At 61.1% G+C, this 16304-nt stretch carries 17 protein-coding genes; 5 read left to right on the top strand and 12 right to left on the bottom strand.

The annotated features are described in order from the left end of the window. Nucleotides 1-141 precede the first annotated feature (141 nt). From FIV39_RS21420 to arcD (FIV39_RS21400), 5 genes are all read right to left on the bottom strand, one after another. Complete coding sequence (locus FIV39_RS21420; RefSeq protein ID WP_090400550.1) at nucleotides 142-504, bottom strand: DUF5064 family protein; 363 nt, start codon at nucleotides 502-504, stop codon at nucleotides 142-144. Nucleotides 505-522: 18 nt separating this feature from the next. Next, nucleotides 523-1452, bottom strand: coding sequence for a carbamate kinase (gene arcC, locus FIV39_RS21415; RefSeq protein ID WP_090400549.1), 930 nt, complete (start codon nucleotides 1450-1452; stop codon nucleotides 523-525). Between the two features lie 157 nt (nucleotides 1453-1609). Then, nucleotides 1610-2620 (bottom strand): ornithine carbamoyltransferase, encoded by a 1011-nt coding sequence (locus tag FIV39_RS21410; RefSeq protein WP_015885593.1) that lies wholly within the window; start codon nucleotides 2618-2620, stop codon nucleotides 1610-1612. 69 nt (nucleotides 2621-2689) lie between these two features. Then, complete coding sequence (gene arcA, locus FIV39_RS21405) at nucleotides 2690-3946, bottom strand: arginine deiminase (RefSeq protein WP_027605560.1); 1257 nt, start codon at nucleotides 3944-3946, stop codon at nucleotides 2690-2692. 24 nt (nucleotides 3947-3970) lie between these two features. Beyond that, nucleotides 3971-5398, bottom strand: coding sequence for an arginine-ornithine antiporter (arcD, locus tag FIV39_RS21400; RefSeq protein WP_090400548.1), 1428 nt, complete (start codon nucleotides 5396-5398; stop codon nucleotides 3971-3973). Nucleotides 5399-5840: 442 nt separating this feature from the next. Here arcD (FIV39_RS21400) and arcD (FIV39_RS21395) point away from each other — a divergent pair, with 442 nt between their 5' ends. Further along, the gene (gene arcD / locus FIV39_RS21395) at nucleotides 5841-7268 is read left to right on the top strand and encodes an arginine-ornithine antiporter (protein ID WP_090400547.1); all 1428 of its coding nucleotides are present in this window, start codon (nucleotides 5841-5843) and stop codon (nucleotides 7266-7268) included. Nucleotides 7269-7370: 102 nt separating this feature from the next. On the opposite strand, the gene FIV39_RS21390 is transcribed toward arcD (FIV39_RS21395), so the two are convergent. The 7 genes from FIV39_RS21390 to FIV39_RS21360 form a co-directional block, all read right to left on the bottom strand. Further along, on the bottom strand, nucleotides 7371-8720 hold the full coding sequence (locus FIV39_RS21390; RefSeq protein WP_090400546.1) for a CoA transferase: 1350 nt from the start codon (nucleotides 8718-8720) through the stop codon (nucleotides 7371-7373). Nucleotides 8721-8760: 40 nt separating this feature from the next. Continuing rightward, entirely contained in the window at nucleotides 8761-10104 is a 1344-nt protein-coding gene (locus FIV39_RS21385; RefSeq protein ID WP_090400545.1) for a sensor histidine kinase, read from the bottom strand. Between the two features lie 68 nt (nucleotides 10105-10172). Beyond that, entirely contained in the window at nucleotides 10173-10637 is a 465-nt protein-coding gene (locus tag FIV39_RS21380; RefSeq protein ID WP_090400544.1) for an LTXXQ domain protein, read from the bottom strand. A 182-nt stretch (nucleotides 10638-10819) separates the two neighbouring features. Beyond that, entirely contained in the window at nucleotides 10820-11497 is a 678-nt protein-coding gene (locus FIV39_RS21375; RefSeq protein WP_090400543.1) for a response regulator transcription factor, read from the bottom strand. 7 nt (nucleotides 11498-11504) lie between these two features. Next, nucleotides 11505-11912: a translation initiation factor 2 gene (locus tag FIV39_RS21370; RefSeq protein WP_090400542.1), complete on the bottom strand. Its 408-nt coding sequence runs from the start codon at nucleotides 11910-11912 to the stop codon at nucleotides 11505-11507. Nucleotides 11913-12018: 106 nt separating this feature from the next. Continuing rightward, the gene (locus tag FIV39_RS21365; protein ID WP_090400541.1) at nucleotides 12019-12318 is read right to left on the bottom strand and encodes a YciI family protein; all 300 of its coding nucleotides are present in this window, start codon (nucleotides 12316-12318) and stop codon (nucleotides 12019-12021) included. Nucleotide 12319: 1 nt separating this feature from the next. Then, nucleotides 12320-12916 carry a septation protein A gene (locus FIV39_RS21360; RefSeq protein WP_090400540.1) on the bottom strand — a complete coding sequence of 199 codons (597 nt, stop codon included), beginning with the start codon at nucleotides 12914-12916 and terminating at the stop codon, nucleotides 12320-12322. Nucleotides 12917-13003: 87 nt separating this feature from the next. Here FIV39_RS21360 and FIV39_RS21355 point away from each other — a divergent pair, with 87 nt between their 5' ends. From FIV39_RS21355 to scpB, 4 genes are all read left to right on the top strand, one after another. Continuing rightward, nucleotides 13004-13867, top strand: a complete 864-nt coding sequence (locus tag FIV39_RS21355) for a PHP domain-containing protein (protein ID WP_090400539.1) — start codon at nucleotides 13004-13006, stop codon at nucleotides 13865-13867. A gap of 13 nt (nucleotides 13868-13880) precedes the next feature. Next, the gene (locus FIV39_RS21350) at nucleotides 13881-14510 is read left to right on the top strand and encodes an L-threonylcarbamoyladenylate synthase (RefSeq protein ID WP_090400538.1); all 630 of its coding nucleotides are present in this window, start codon (nucleotides 13881-13883) and stop codon (nucleotides 14508-14510) included. Nucleotides 14511-14630: 120 nt separating this feature from the next. Further along, the gene (locus tag FIV39_RS21345; protein ID WP_186731547.1) at nucleotides 14631-15329 is read left to right on the top strand and encodes a segregation and condensation protein A; all 699 of its coding nucleotides are present in this window, start codon (nucleotides 14631-14633) and stop codon (nucleotides 15327-15329) included. 12 nt (nucleotides 15330-15341) lie between these two features. Beyond that, nucleotides 15342-16274: an SMC-Scp complex subunit ScpB gene (gene scpB / locus FIV39_RS21340; RefSeq protein WP_090400536.1), complete on the top strand. Its 933-nt coding sequence runs from the start codon at nucleotides 15342-15344 to the stop codon at nucleotides 16272-16274. Nucleotides 16275-16304 lie beyond the last annotated feature (30 nt).

Below are 16304 nucleotides of genomic sequence, written 5' to 3'. Positions count from 1 at the left end.
TAGCAATTCTGGAGAGCGGGAGGCGGCAAGTATGCCTTGGAGCGGGGCACAGGTGAAATCTGACAAATAATGGAGATCAAAATGTGGGAGGGGGCAAGCCCCCTCCCACATTTTGCACAGTGTTATGTCAGTGCAAGCGCATTACGCCAAGTGTTCAGGCTTGACCGGGTCGCCGGATTTCACATCCAGTTGATGCCGCACATCCTCGAACATCTGGTCGTACTGCTTGTGCATCGAGCCATTCAACACCGCAATCTTCGGCATCCCATACTTCTGCGCGATGTTCATCGCATGCCGGGCAAAGTCGAATGCCTGGTCCTTGGGTAGAAAGAACTCTTCCTTGAGATCCTTGCCCTGCACCGAGCCGTGCAGCTTGAACAGCATGCCCTTGCCTTCCTTTGGGTCCTGGCTGACTTCGTAATCGATGCACAGGTTGTAGCTGTAGTCGTCCTTGTTAAGGGCGTGACGTTCGACGTGCAGGTGACCGGGTTCAAAGGTGGCCATAGGCGTATCTCCTCTACTTCACAGATAGGTGATGCCAGGTGTTGCCGTGCTGATGCGCGTGCCGGCGCTGCCCTGGACGATGGCTTCGATGTCGGAGAGTGAACCGATCACTGCGGTTTTGCCAGTCTGGCGGGCAAACTCGCAGGCGGCCTGCACCTTGGGGCCCATGGAGCCGGCGGCGAAGCCGAGTTTCTCCATGTCGTCGGGGTGGGCCTGGCCGATGGCTTTCTGGGTCGGCTTGCCGAAGTCGATAAAAGCAGCGTTGACGTCGGTGGCGATCACCAGCAAATCGGCGTCCAGTTGCGAGGCCAGCAACGAGGAGCACAGGTCTTTGTCGATCACCGCTTCGATGCCTTTGAGCTTGCCGTCTTCACCGTACATGGTCGGGATACCGCCACCACCGGCGCAGATCACGATGGCGCTTTTTTCCAGCAGCCACTTGATCGGGCGAATCTCAAAGATGCGTTTGGGCTGTGGGCTGGCCACGACGCGGCGATATTTATCGCCATCCGGGGCGATGGTCCAGCCTTTCTCGGCGGCGAGTTTTTCCGCTTCGGCCTTGGAGTACACCGGGCCGATGGGTTTGGTCGGGTTCTGGAAGGCCGGGTCCTTGGCGTCCACTTCCACCTGGGTGAGCAGGGTGGCGAACGGCACTTCGAAGTCCAGCAGGTTGCCCAGTTCCTGTTCGATGATGTAGCCGATCATGCCTTCGGTTTCGGCACCGAGCACGTCCAGCGGGTACGGCGAAACGCTGGTGTAGGCTGCTGCCTGCAACGACAGCAGGCCGACCTGCGGGCCATTGCCGTGGGCGATGACCAACTCGTTGCCGGCATGGATCTTGGCGATCTGTTCGGTGGCGATGCGGATATTGGCGCGTTGGTTGTCTGCGGTCATGGGTTCACCACGGCGCAGGAGGGCGTTGCCGCCCAGGGCTACGACGATGCGCATAATGCAATCCTTCTATGGGTGTGAACACAGAGGCCAATGTGGGAGGGGGCTTGCTCCCGATAGCGGTATGTCAGGCAACTTATCTGTAGCTGATCCGCCGCCATCGGGGGCAAGTCGAATCGTCGCACCGCCCCTCCCACATTTGACCGTGTAGCCTTTAGATATCCGCGAGTGCCGACACCAGGATCGCCTTGATGGTGTGCATGCGGTTTTCCGCTTGCTCAAAGGCGATGTTGGCCGGCGACTCGAAGACTTCCTCGGTCACTTCCACGCCATTGGCCAGGTTCGGATACCGCGCGGCGATGTCCTTGCCGACTTTGGTTTCGCTGTTATGGAACGCCGGCAGGCAGTGCATGAATTTCACCCGAGGGTTGCCCGAGGCTTTCATCATCTTGGCGTTGACCTGGTACGGCAGCAGTTGCTCGATGCGTTCGTCCCACGCTTCCACCGGTTCACCCATGGACACCCAGATATCGGTGTGGATGAAGTCCACGCCCTTGACTGCTTCCTTCGGGTCTTCGGTGATGGTGATGCGCGCGCCGCTTTCTTCGGCAAACGCCTGGCACTGTTTGATGAAGTCTTCGTGGGGCCACAGGGCTTTCGGCGCGCCGATGCGCACGTCCATGCCGAGCTTGGCGCCGATCATCAGCAGCGAGTTACCCATGTTGTAGCGAGCGTCGCCCAGGTAGGCGTAGCTGATGTCATGCAGCGGCTTGTCGCTGTGCTCGCGCATGGTCAGGGTGTCGGCGATCATTTGGGTCGGGTGGAATTCGGCGGTGAGGCCGTTGAACACCGGCACGCCGGCGAACTTGGCCAGCTCTTCGACGATTTCCTGCTCGAAGCCACGGTACTCAATGGCGTCGAACATGCGGCCGAGGACGCGGGCGGTGTCTTTCATGCTTTCTTTGTGGCCGATCTGCGACGACACCGGGTCGATGTAGGTGACGTGGGCACCCTGGTCGTGGGCTGCCACTTCGAAGGCGCAACGGGTGCGGGTCGAGGTTTTTTCGAAGATCAGCGCGATGTTCTTGCCTTGCAGGTGCGGACGCTCGGTGCCGGTGTATTTGGCGCGCTTGAGGTCGCGGGACAGGTCCAGCAGGTAATTCAGCTCGCGGGTGGTGTGGTGCATCAGCGAGAGCAGGCTGCGGTTGCGCATATTGAAAGCCATGATGGATCTCCTTAGGTTTCGGTTATCCCCTTGGCCACTGCTGGATAAGCAGCGGCCAAGGCCAAAAAATTAATAGTCGATTGGGTCGCGGATGATCGGGCAGGTCATGCAGTGGCCGCCGCCACGGCCACGGCCGAGTTCACCGGCGCTGATGGTGATGACTTCCACGCCGGCCTTGCGCAGCAGGGTGTTGGTATAGGTGTTGCGGTCGTAGCCGATCACTACGCCAGGCTCCACGGCCACCACGTTGTTGCCGTCGTCCCACTGCTCGCGTTCGGCGGCGAAGCTGTTGCCGCCGGTCTCGACCACGCGCAGGGCCTTGAGGTTGAGCGCTGCGGCCACGGTCTCGAGGAAGTTGGTTTTTTCGCGCTGAATGTCGATGCCGTGGGGTTTGCTTTCGTCAGGGCGCAGGGTGAAGGGCACGATCTGGTTGACCACTTCGGGGAAGATGGTCACCAGGTCGCGGTCGCAGAAGCTGAACACGGTGTCGAGGTGCATCGCTGCGCGGGATTTCGGCAGGCCGGCAACGATCACGCGCTCCACGGCTTTGTTCTTGAACAGGTTGCGCGCCAGTTGGCCGATGGCCTGGTGGGACGAACGCTCGCCCATGCCGATCAACACGACGCCATTGCCAATCGGCATGACGTCACCGCCCTCCAGCGTGGCGGCACCGTGTTCCTGGTCGGGGTCGCCGTACCAGATCTGGAAGTCCGCGTTGGTGAACTCGGGGTGGAATTTGTAGATGGCGCTGGCCAGCAGGGTTTCCTGGCGTCGCGCCGGCCAGTACATCGGGTTGAGCGTCACGCCGCCGTAGATCCAGCAGGTGGTGTCGCGGGTGAACTGGGTGTTGGGCAGCGGCGGCAGAATGAAACTGGCGTGGCCGAGGAAGTCGCGGAACATCTCGATGGTCTTGCCACCGAAGCTGCTCGGCAGGTCATCGGCCGACACGCCGCCGATCAGGAACTCGGCGATCTTGCGCGGCTCAAGGCTGCGCAGCCAGGAGCTGACTTCCTCGACCAGGCCCAGGCCCACGGTGTTGGAGGTGATCTTGCGTTCCAGGATCCAGTCCAGGGCCTCGGGGTTCGCAACGATGTCGGTCAGCAGGTTGTGCATTTCCAGCACATCAATATCCCGCTCGCGCATCTTGGTTACGAAGTCGAAATGGTCGCGCTTGGCCTGGGCCACCCACAACACGTCATCGAACAGCAGTTCATCGCAGTTATTCGGGGTCAGCCGTTGGTGGGCCAAACCTGGGGAGCACACCATGACTTTGCGCAGTTTGCCGGCTTCGGAATGAACGCCGTACTTAACTTTTTCCGTGGTCATTACAGATCCTCCAAGGAGCAACAATTACAGAGTCAGGAAGCCGTCGTAGAGGCCATAGGCAGCCACCAGGGCGCCAATGACTACCGCGGCGAAAATCAGCTTCTCGACGTTGGTGAAAATCGGTTTGCCCAGTTCATGCTTGGCCTTGGCGAACAGGATCACGCCGGGGGCATAGAGCAGGGCGGACAACAGCAGGTACTTGGTGCCGCCGGCGTAGAGCAGCCAGACCGCGTAGATCAGCGCAACCGCGCCGATGAACAGGTCTTTCCTGCGTTCCTTGAGGGCGTTTTCGTAGGTTTCGCCGCGCACCGCCAGCAGCAGGGCGTAGGCCGCCGACCACAGGTAAGGCACCAGGATCATCGAGGTGGCGAGGTAGATCAGCGACAGATAGGTACTGGCGGAAAACAGCGTGATCACCAGGAATATCTGGACCATGGCGTTGGTCAGCCACAGGGCGTTGGCCGGCACGTGGTTGGCGTTTTCGCGGCGCAAAAACTCCGGCATGGTGTGGTCCTTGGCGGCGGCGAACATGATCTCCGCACACAGCAGCACCCACGACAGCAGCGCCCCCAGCAACGAGATGATCAAGCCGACGCTGATCAGCACCGCACCCCAGTGGCCCACCACATGTTCCAGCACGGCGGCCATCGATGGGTTCTGCAACTTGGCCAATTCCGGTTGGGTCATGATGCCCAGGGACAGCACGTTCACCAGCATGAGGAACAACAGCACAGTGATAAAACCGATCACGGTGGCCTTGCCGACATCGCTGCGTTTTTCGGCGCGTGCCGAGAATATGCTCGCGCCTTCGATACCGATGAACACCCACACGGTGACCAGCATCATCTTGCGCACTTGGTTCATCACGCTGCCCAGGTCCGGGTTTTTCAGGCCCCAGATGTCAGCGGTGAAGATGTCCAGTTTGAATGCGAACACGGCGATCAACACGAAGAGCACCAGCGGCACCACTTTGGCGACGGTGGTCACCAGGTTGATGAACGCCGCTTCCTTGATCCCGCGCAGCACCAGAAAGTGCACGGCCCACAGCAACACCGACGCGCCGATTACCGCCGCAGGCGTATTGCCTTCGCCGAAGATCGGGAAGAAATAACCGAGGGTGCTGAACAGCAGTACGAAGTAACCGACGTTGCCCAGCCAGGCGCTGATCCAGTAACCCCAGGCAGACGAAAAGCCCATGTAGTCACCGAAGCCGGCCTTGGCGTAGGCGTAGACACCGCCGTCCAGATCAGGTTTGCGGTTGGCCAGGGTCTGGAAGACGAAGGCCAGGGTCAACATGCCCACGGCGGTAATTACCCAACCGATCAATACCGCGCCAACATCGGCACTGGCGGCCATGTTTTGCGGCAGAGAGAAGATCCCGCCGCCAATCATTGAGCCAACGACAAGTGCAACCAGTGCACCCAATCGAAGTTTTCCGGGAGATTCAGACATTGCATAACTCCAATGCAGGAGAAGAGAGACCACAGAATAATTCCGTGCGCTAATCAAACAGCTGACTCAGATCACTTCATTGGCACATTCCATTGTGAATTAATGACTTAAGGGGGAAAGCTGCGAGCAATACCTTCCCCCCGCAAAGTCTCGTTCCAGAGCGATTTCTGCGTTTTTGTTTATTATTTAGTTCGCGGTGTGGACGTTTGAAACTAGACCCTTTTACTGAATGCGCAAGTTTTTCCAAAAGGCGACAATAAATGACTGGGAAACGACAAAATAGTGGCCGTATTTAAATTCTAAATAAGCCTAAACTAGATAAACTGTCATGCCGTTGAGTTATGAGCGGGTGGTTTTATCGCTGTCTTTAATAAACGCTAAACTCGCTGACTTAATGAGTTGAGTTCAGGGTTGTCAGCTCAATTTTTATTTAGGAGTCTGCATGTCTCAACCGGCCCAGAAACTACGGCTTGGCGCCCTGATTGCCCTGGTGGTGGGGTCGATGATCGGCGGCGGGATCTTCTCGCTGCCGCAGAACATGGCCGCGCGTGCGGAGGTGGGCGCGGTGTTGATCGGTTGGGCGATCACAGCCGTGGGTATGCTGACCCTGGCCTTCGTCTTCCAGACCCTGGCCAATCGCAAGCCTGAACTGGATTCCGGGGTGTATGCCTACGCCAAGGCCGGTTTCGGCGACTACATGGGGTTTTCATCGGCCTGGGGCTACTGGATCAGCGCCTGGATGGGCAACGTCGGTTATTTCGTGCTGCTGTTCAGCACCCTGGGCTATTTTTTCCCGGTATTCGGCCAAGGCAACACGCCCGTCGCCATCGGCTGCGCATCGTTGCTGCTATGGGCCGTGCACTTCCTGGTACTGCGCGGGATCAAGGAAGCCGCGTTCATCAACCAGGTCACCACCGTGGCCAAGCTGGTGCCGCTGTTGATGTTCGTGGTCATCGCCGCCGTGGCGTTCAAGGCCGATATCTTCACGGCTGACATCTGGGGCCTGGGCAAGCCGCAATTCGGCAGTGTCGTGGACCAGGTGCGCAACATGATGCTGGTCACGGTGTTTGTGTTTATCGGCATTGAAGGCGCCAGCGTGTATTCGGCGCGCGCCGAGAAGCGCGCGGACGTGGGGCGGGCCACCGTGATCGGTTTTCTCGGCGTACTGGCGCTGCTGGTGTTGGTCAACCTGCTGTCCCTCGGGATCATGAGCCAGCCGGAGCTGGCCCAACTGCAAAACCCGTCCCTGGCCGGTGTGCTCGAGCATATCGTCGGGCCCTGGGGCGCGTTGCTGATCAGTATCGGCCTGGCGGTTTCATTGCTGGGCGCCTTGTTGTCCTGGGCGTTGCTGTGTGCCGAAATCCTCTACGCCACCGCCCACGACAAGACCATGCCGGCCTTCCTCAAGAAGGAAAACGCCAACCAGGTGCCGGTCAACGCCCTATGGCTGACCAACGTAATGATCCAAGTCTTCCTGGTGATCACGCTGTTTTCCCACAGCACCTACACCACGCTGATTTACCTGGCGTCGTCGATGATCCTGGTGCCGTACCTGTGGTCGGCGGCGTATGCCGTGCTGTTGAGCGGGCGCGGTGAAACCTACGAAGGTGCGCACCGTCATCGCATCAAGGACCTGCTGGTGGGGTTGATCGCCCTGGGTTACGCGGTGTGGCTGCTTTACGCCGGGGGGCTGAAATACCTGCTGCTGTCGGCGCTGTTGTATGCGCCGGGCGTGATCCTGTTCGCCCTGGCCAAGCGCGAACAGGGCCAGCCGTTGTTTACCCACGTTGAGAAGGGCATTTTCAGCTGCGTGATCGCCGGTGCAGGGCTGGCGGCGTATGGGTTGTACAGCGGGGTGTTGTCGTTGTGATGGGGTGACGGTACCGGGCTCATCGGGAGCAAGTCCCACATTCTGAATATGTTCACAAATCAAAGTGTGGGAGGGGGCTTGCTCCCGATAGCGGCAGTACAGTCACCATTGAGGCCGGTGCGAGCCCAATTCTCCAGCCGGCAAATCCCATTGCAAGGGTGTGCCACTGATGATTACCGGCGGCAACAGCCTGTGGGCCTGGCCCCAAGCTGTCTGTTCCACCACCAAACCTTGATCCTCCAACTCTTCCGTCCGCAACCCAGGCTGCTCCGGCACTTGGCCTGCCTCCACGAGTAACTTCGCGGTGCGTGCCAACGACAACCGCGACGAGCCGCCACGACCCGATCTCAACCGTTCGCTCAAGGCCTGAATCGCACTGGCCGCCATCAGGTACCCGGTCGCATGATCCAGCGCCTGCAACGGCAGCGGCAGCGGTTTATCCGCGTGTTTCCAGAGCATGCCCGCCTCGGCGATCCCGCTGCTCATCTGCACCAGGCTGTCGAAGCCCCGGCGATTACGCCAAGGGCCGCTCCAGCCGTAGGCGTTGAGGCTGACGTCGATCAGGCCGGGCGCGATGTGTTGCAGTTCCGGGACGGTGTAGCCCAGCTGCTCCAGGGCGTCAGCGCGGTAACCGTGGAACAGGATGTCGGTGTCCTTGAGCAAGCGCTCGAAAATCAGCCGACCTTCGGACGTTTTCAGGTCCAGGCGTGCGCAGCGTTTGCCCAGGGTCATTTCCGGGACCACGCCGGGTTCGTTCCAGGTGGGGGAGTCGATGCGCAGCACATCCGCGCCGAGGCCGGCAAGAAAACGACTGGCCACCGGGCCGGCCAGCACACGGGTCAAATCCAGCACCTTGAGGCCGGCCAGCGGGCGTGCCACCGAGCCGTGCCAAGGTTTATCGGTGGTGGTTTCGAAAGTCTGGCGTTGGACCAAATCCTCGGCGTTCACCGCCAACCCTTGCGGGTGTTGCTGCCAGGCCTGCCATGCACGCATCTGCGCCGCGCAGCCACCTTGGTCGACAATCGCCTGTTCCAGTTCGGCGGCGTTCCACGCCGCGACCTTGCCGGCCATCTCGGCGCGGTCGGCGACCTTGCCCAGCACCCGCTCGGCGGCGGCGCGGTGATGAGGTGCGTTGGTATGCAGGCGAATCCAGCCATCGGCGCTGGCGTAGTCGCCGGCCACCGGGTCCCACAGTGGCGGCACTTGCCAGCCTATCGGGCGGATCGAGGAAGAAAACCAGAAAGAGGCGAGGCGTCGGTCCACGGTCACGCCGGGTAAGCGTCCGGTCATCTCCAGCACAAGCTGGGCGACGGCCTGCCCGGCGGCGCCGATGCTGGTACTGGCCAGTTCGGTGACAGCGTAGGTCGAGGGCAGGGCGCCAGCCTCGGTGAAGGTCAGCGGGGTGTGGGGTAGATCGAGTGCGGCTTGGATGGAAGTCAGCAGGTCAGTCATCAAAGGCCCTCCGTAAGAGAAGGGCCACTATAGAAGATCATCACACCGGCGTGGCAACCCCCGGCTCCAACGGCAGGTCGATACTGGCGATAAAACCACCGTCTGGATGATTGGCCAGGATCAGGCTGCCACCGTGGCGTTCGGCCGCGCGTCGGGCAATCGCCAGGCCCAGGCCGTGGCCTTGGGCCGTCTGGCCGGGCGCGCGGTAGAACGGTTCACCGAGTTGGTTCAGGTGTTCGGCTTCCACACCGGGGCCATGGTCGCGCACGCTGATCAGGATACGTTCGCCGTGGCGCTGTGCATGCAACTCGATCGGTTGCCCCGGCGGGTTGAAGCGTTGGGCATTGCGCAGCAGGTTATCCACAGCCCGTTCGATCATGGTCGGCCAGCCCTTCAGGTGCAGGTCGGGGTCGGTGCGCAGTTGCACCAGTTGGTCCGGAGCGCTGAGCTGTGCATCCTTTTGCAGGGTTTTGAGCAGGGGGATGAGGTCGACGTCTTCGGCGCTGGCATTGTCGGCATCGACGCGGGCCAGTACCAGGATTTCGCTGATCAGGGCTTCCAAACGGTCGCATTCGCGGGTCAGGCGTGGCCAGAGTTTCTCCCGTTCTTCGGCGCTGGCGCGTTCGGCCAGGGCCAGGGCGATGCGCAGGCGCGCAAGGGGCGAGCGCAGTTCGTGGGACACATCGCGCAGTAACTGGCGCTGGCTGCCAATCAGGCTTTGCAGGCGCGCGCCCATGCGGTTGAAGTCGGTGGCCAGTACGCCGAACTCATCGCGGCGGTTAGCCAGTTGCGCCAGGCTGTTTTGCTGGTAGGTGGCCTGGCCGAGGTCATGCACGGCGCCGCGCAGGCGGCTTAGTGGGCGCGTGATGGACAAGGTGACGAACAGGCTGAACAAGGTCAGCACCACCAGGGCAATCGTCAGTGCGCTCAAGGGCCATGTCAGGCTGCTGCGGTGCCACTCGTCCAGCTCCGGGTGCGGGATGCGGTAGATCAACAGGTACGTGTCGCCGGTCTTGTCGCTGGTGTACTCGGCGGTCAGGCGCCGCCAGGGCAGATGGCCTTCCTTGCTGTCGTTCTGCCGGGCTTCAAAGGCGGCGGCGCGGCGAGGGAAGGTGCCGCGCACTACCGGCTCACCGCTTTCGTTGAGCACTTGCACGTCGATGTGGTACTGGCGCTTGCGTTGTTGCAGCAGGTCTTGGGCCGCATCCTCGCCCTGGGCTTCGTAGAGTTGGGTCCACTCTTGCGCCAGGTTATTGAGACCGGGGTGGCGGCTGAGAATCCAGGCATCCTGGTTAAGCATGTGCCCAAGCAGGATCGACAACCCGGCAACCAAGGCGATGGCCAGCCAGAAACTGGCCAGGATGCGCCAGAACAATGAACGCACAGGAAACCCTCAAACAGGAAAAGCCCAGTGGCGGGGGCCACTGGGCTGGGAGCGCTAACGCGGGTGCATTATTGCGCTTTTTGCGGCTGTTGCGCTTTCCAGGCTTGGAATTCCTTCCATTCGGCACGACGCTGTTCTTGCTTCTTGACGATCTCGTCGAACTTCTTCTGTTGGTCAGGCTTGAGCACGGCACGGATGTCGGCCTGGGTTTTCTGCTTGCCGGCGGCGATTTCATCCTGCATGGCTTTCTGGTCGGCGGCTGGCAGTTTGTCCAGGTACTTTTTGACCAGGTCTTTACGAGCGTGCCATTGGTCGCCCATCAGCTTGCCGATTTGCTCGCGCTGTTCGCGGCTCAGGTCCAGTTGGCTGAAGGGGCCGCCTTTGCCGCGCGGACCGTGTTCACCGCCGTGGCCCGGTCCACCCATTATGTGGCCTTCAGGGCCGCCCATCGGGCCTGGGCCTTCAGGCATTGCGGCCATGGCAACGGTCGGCAGGGCGGCGGCGAACATCAAAGCGATAAGGGTCTTGCGCATGGTGATTCTCCTGTCTCTATTCCGGTGAGTCCGGATGTGAGTAGATTACGGAGATCAAGGTCAGCGGCGGTCAGGAGAGGGTAAAGGTTTGGTAAGGGGGGCGGCAGCTGCAAGTTTTTAGCTGGAAGCGGCAAGTAACAGCTTTTCACTTGCCGCTTGTAGCTTGCAACTTATAGCTGCCTCTAGAGGCTGTAATAGTAGCCCCGGCTACGCAACGCCACGATCCGTGGCCGGCCATCCGGGTGCGGGCCGATCTTCTTGCGCAGGTTGCTGACGTGCATGTCCAGGCTGCGATCGTAAAGGGTCAGCTTGCGGCCCAGGGCGATCTGCGCCAGTTCCTGCTTGTCCAGCGGTTCGCCGGGCTGGCGCAATAACGCTTCCAGCAGGCGGCTTTCGGAGACGGTGAGGGTGAATTCCTGTTCATCGATGCTGACCACGCCACGCACCGGGCTGAAGCACAGGTCGCCCAGTTCCAGTTGGCTGGACACGGCGGTCGGGTGGCTGCGGCGTAATACCGCGCGCAGGCGAGCGGTGAGTTCGCGAGGGTCGCAGGGCTTGGCCAGGTAGTCGTCGGCGCCCAGTTCCAGGCCGAGGATGCGGTCCAGTGGTTCGCCCCGCGCCGAGAGCATCAGCACCGGCAACTCCGGGTGGTCGTTGCGCAATTGCTTGAGCAGCTCCAGGCCGCTGCCGTCGGGCAGCATCACGTCGAGCACAACCGCTGCCGGGGCGCTGTCGGCCAAGGCCTTGCGCGCGCTCAAGCCATCGTGGCAGGCGCGCACCTGGAAGCCTTCCTGGCTCAGCCAACTGGTCAGCAGCTCGCAGAGCTCCTGGTCATCATCTATCAGTAACAGCTCGCTCATGACTCACTCAATTTAGCCATTGTCGACGGCGACGGTGCCCACCGCTGGCGAAGATCCCGCACAGCAAGGCGATCAGTGCGACGGCCCCACCGGTGACGAACCATTGTTGTTGCTCGGTCAGCCATCGGGTCAAGGCGACGCCCTGTGAATCTTTGAGTTGCTGGGCCAGGCGTTGGTTCTCTTGGCGAAGGCGACTCAATTGAGCGCTTTCGCGGGCAGCATCCGCGCTCTGCAGTTGCTTGCCCAGTTCTTCACGCTGCCGCTCGCTTTCTTTCAAGCGTTGCTGCAACTCGGTGATCTGGGCGCCGGCACTCAAGGACAGGGGCGTGGAACTGCCGGTGTTCGAGGTTTCTTCAGCGTGGGCCGTAGCCCCGATCATTAACACTGCCAACAGACACAACTGACGTAAGCGCATCGGAACTCCTGATTCCACACGAATATTCAGAATGTTGTCGGCAGGTTACCGAGAATAATGAGCAATTAGGAGTGCGCCGGCCTCAATAGGTTCGGCGCAGCCAGGATCAAGGCAGGACTTGCTTGAAGGGTTTGACCGCCACATCGGCGTAGACACCGGCTGCGACATAGGGATCGGCCTTGGCCCAGGCCTGGGCATCGGCCAGTGACGCAAACTCGGCGACGATCAGGCTACCGGTAAAACCGGCGTCGCCCGGGTCGTTGCTGTCCACGGCCGGGTGCGGGCCGGCCAGCACAATGCGGCCTTCGGCTTGCAGCACCTTCAGGCGCTCCACGTGAGCCGGGCGTACAGACAGGCGTTTTTCCAACGAGTTGGCAACATCGGTGGCAATGATGGCGTAGAGCATGTCAGTCCTCGGTTTTCGGCGTAGTAGGCTCGGTGTCATGCAGGTGGCGCGACAGGTAGATGCCCTGGGCGACCAGGAACAGCACGGTCATGCCCAGGCTGCCGAACACTTTGAAGTCGACCCAGTAGTCCTGGAAGGTAAACGCCACGAACAGGTTGGCGGCGCCGCAGAAGATGAAAAACGCGATCCAGGCCACGTTCAAGCGTGTCCACACCGGTTCCGGCAGGGTCAGCGCGTGGCCCATGATCCGCTTGATCAGCAGGCGATCACCGATGAAGTGGCTGCCGATGAACGCCAGGGCGAACAGCCAGTTCACCACCGGCGCTTTCCATTTAAGGAAGGTTTCGCTGTGGAAGGCCAGGGTCAGGCTGCCGAAGACCAGGCAGGCGACCAGGGTCAGCCACTGGCTTTTTTCCAGTTTGCGCTGGGAAATGAAGATGGCGCCGTAGACCACGACAGAGCTGATGATGAGCACGGCGGTGGCACTGTAGATGCCGCCGAAGGTCAGCTCATGGCCGGCCAGATCGATGACCCTGGGGTCGAGTTTGTAAACGATGAAAAACAGCAACAGCGGGATGAAGTCGATGAATTGTTTCACAGTAAGAGCCAGAAGCTGGATGTGGCGGCATAATAACAAACATCCTTGGTTGCGATAGCGCCAGCTGACTTGAGGTTACACACCCCCGTGAATGTTGATTTGCACTGCCACAGCACGGCCTCCGACGGCGCCCTGGCGCCTGCGGTACTGGTTGCGCGTGCGTTTGAAAAAGGCGTGCGAGTCCTCTCGTTGACCGACCACGACACCCTCGAAGGCCTCGACGAAGCGCGTACAACGGCCCACGCCCTGGGCATGCAGCTGGTCAACGGTGTGGAATTGTCCTGCACCTGGGGCGGCGCCACCATTCATGTGCTCGGCTACGGTTTCGATCAAAAAGCGCCGCCGCTGGTGGAGGCTATCGCGCAATTGCACGATGGCCGCTGGCTGCGGTCCGAAGAAATAAGCCGAAAACTCAGCCTCAAAGGCATGCCTGACGCGCTCGACGGCGCTCGCGCCATCCAGCAGGAGCTGGGCGACAGCGGCAACGCGCCGGCCCGTCCGCACTTTGCCGACTGGATGGTGCGGGAGGGTTTTGTCAAAGACCGCGCCGAAGCCTTTCGCAAATGGCTGGGCGCCGGCAAGTTGGGCGATGTGAAGCAACATTGGCCGACCCTTGAAGACACCGTCGAGACCCTGCGGGCCTCCGGGGCCTGGGTCAGCCTCGCGCATCCCTGGCATTACGATTTCACCCGCAGCAAGCGCCGCAAGCTGATTGGCGACTATATTGGAGCGGGCGGCCACGCGATCGAGGTGGTCAACGGGCATCAACCCGCTGAACAGGTCGGCAGCCTGGCGATCCTTGCCCGCGAATTTGGTCTGCTGGTCAGTGCCGGCAGTGATTTTCATGGCCCTGGCGGCTGGTCCGAGATCGGCGAGTACCGCGCGGTCCCGGAAGATTTGCCGCTGTTGTGGGGGAGATTCAAGCATGACCCCATTATTGCCACCGTCTGAACAGGTAGAACCCGTGAGTCAATTCTTCCAGATTCATCCGGAAAACCCCCAGGCGCGCCTGGTCAAGCAGGCCGTAGAGATCATTCGCGCTGGCGGCGTGGTGATCTATCCAACCGATTCGTCCTACGCCATCGGTTGCCAGATCGGCGACAAGGGCGCAGTCGAACGTGTAAGACGCTTGCGTCAGCTGGATGACAAGCACAACTTCGCGCTGATCTGTAGCGACCTGTCCCAGCTGGGCCTGTTCGCCAAGGTCGACACCGGCACCTTCCGCCTGCTCAAGGCCCACACCCCAGGGCCCTACACCTTTATCCTCAATGCCACGCGTGAAGTGCCGCGCCTGCTGCTGCACCCGAAAAAGCGCACCATCGGCCTGCGGGTGCCGGAGCATCCCATCGCCCTGGCGCTGCTGGCCGAGCTGGGTGAGCCGTTGATGAGCGTGTCGTTGATCATGCCCGGGGAAACCGAGCCGCTCTACGATCCTTACGAAATGAGGCGCCTGCTGGAAAAACATGTCGACCTGATCATCGATGGTGGCTACGGCGGCAACAAGGCGTCCACCGTGATCAACCTGGCCGACGGCGAACCTGAAGTGATTCGTGTCGGTTGCGGCGATCCTGCGCCCTTTATGGCCGAGGCCTGAATGTCAGCTGTGGAAACCGTCGACAGCCAGGCGGGCGCCCAGCAGGAGCTGCCGTTTGCCATGGTGTACGGCCAGGCGGTGCTGGAAATGCCGCTGGACCTGTACATTCCGCCGGACGCCCTGGAAGTCTTCCTTGAGGCTTTCGAGGGGCCGTTGGACTTGCTGCTGTACCTGATCCGCAAACAAAACATCAACATCCTCGACATCCCGGTGGCGGAAATCACCCGCCAGTACATGGGCTATGTCGAGTTGATGCAGTCGGTACGCCTGGAACTGGCTGCCGAGTACCTGGTGATGGCCGCCATGCTTGCCGAGATCAAGTCGCGCATGCTGCTGCCGCGCGCGGAGACGGTCGAGGCCGAAGAGGACGACCCGCGCGCCGAACTGATCCGCCGCCTGCAAGAGTACGAACGCTTCAAGGCCGCCGCCGAAGGCATCGACGGCCTGAGCCGCGTGGGCCGCGACGTGGTGGTCCCCAAGCTCGACGCCCCCGAAGCCCGGGCGCGCAAGCTGCTGCCGGACGTGAGCCTGGAAGAGTTGCTGATGTCCATGGCCGAGGTGCTGCGCCGGGGCGATATGTTCGAACACCACCAGGTCAGCCGCGAGGCCCTGTCCACCCGCGAGCGCATGAGCGATGTGCTCGAACGTCTCAAAGGCGGTGGTTTTGTGCCATTTGTCGAGCTCTTTACGCAGGAAGAAGGGCGCCTGGGGGTGGTGGTGACCTTTATGGCGGTCCTCGAACTGGTCAAGGAATCCTTGGTCGAGCTGGTCCAGAATGAGCCTTTTGCGGCTATCCACGTGCGGGCGCGAGCCGAATAAAGAGCTGAATCGATGAATTTGACTGAACCCCGCGAACTGGCCCCGTTGCTGGAGGCCTTTCTCCTGGCCTCGGGTAAACCGCAATCCCTGGAGCGCCTGTTCGAACTGTTTGAAGAAGCCGAGCGCCCTGAACCGCCGGTGTTCAAGAAGGCGCTGGAAATCCTGCGCAAATCCTGCGACGGCCGCGCCTTTGAACTGCGCGAGGTCGCGTCGGGTTATCGCCTGCAGATCCGTGAGAAGTTTTCCCCGTGGGTCGGGCGCCTCTGGGAAGAGCGCCCGCAGCGCTATTCACGGGCGATGCTGGAAACCATGGCGCTGATTGCCTATCGCCAGCCGATTACCCGCGGTGAAATCGAAGACGTGCGGGGCGTGGCGGTCAACAGCCATATCGTCAAGACGCTGCTGGAGCGTGAGTGGATCCGCATCGTCGGCTACCGCGACGTGCCCGGCAAACCCGCGATGTTCGCCACCACCAAGGTGTTCCTCGACCATTTCAACCTGAAAAACCTCGACGACCTGCCGCCCCTGGCCGAATTGCGCGAGATGGAAGCCGAGCCGGTCCTCGACTTCGACGACGCCCCAGTCCCGGAGAGCTTGCAGGAGCTGGCCGACGCCACGGCCGAGCCGGAAGAACCGAAGGACGAAACCAGTTTCCACACGTTGTTGCTGGAACTGGACGACATGGAACAGGGCATCAAGACCGACTTTGACGACTTGTTGCGTGATGGTGCGGTCGAGCCTGACACCCAGGTGAGCGTTGAACCTGAGCCTGAGGCCGAAGCCGAAGCCGAAGCCGAAGAAGATGTCCTGGGCGTGGCCGAAGCCCGGGAAAAACTCCTGGCCGCCGTCGCCGCCCTCGAACAGCCGCCGCTGAGCGACGAGGAAGACGAAGCCAGGGCATTGGCCGAAGCCATCGAGGCCGAACGCCGCCAGTTCGAAGACTGACGCTATCCCATATGGGTTCATGTGTTGCCC

This window comes from Pseudomonas grimontii, assembly GCF_007858185.1.
GTDB classification, from domain to species: Bacteria; Pseudomonadota; Gammaproteobacteria; order Pseudomonadales; family Pseudomonadaceae; genus Aquipseudomonas; species Aquipseudomonas grimontii.
The sequence above is the reverse complement of the archived record's forward strand: the minus strand, read 5'-3'. Positions and strand labels throughout refer to the sequence as shown.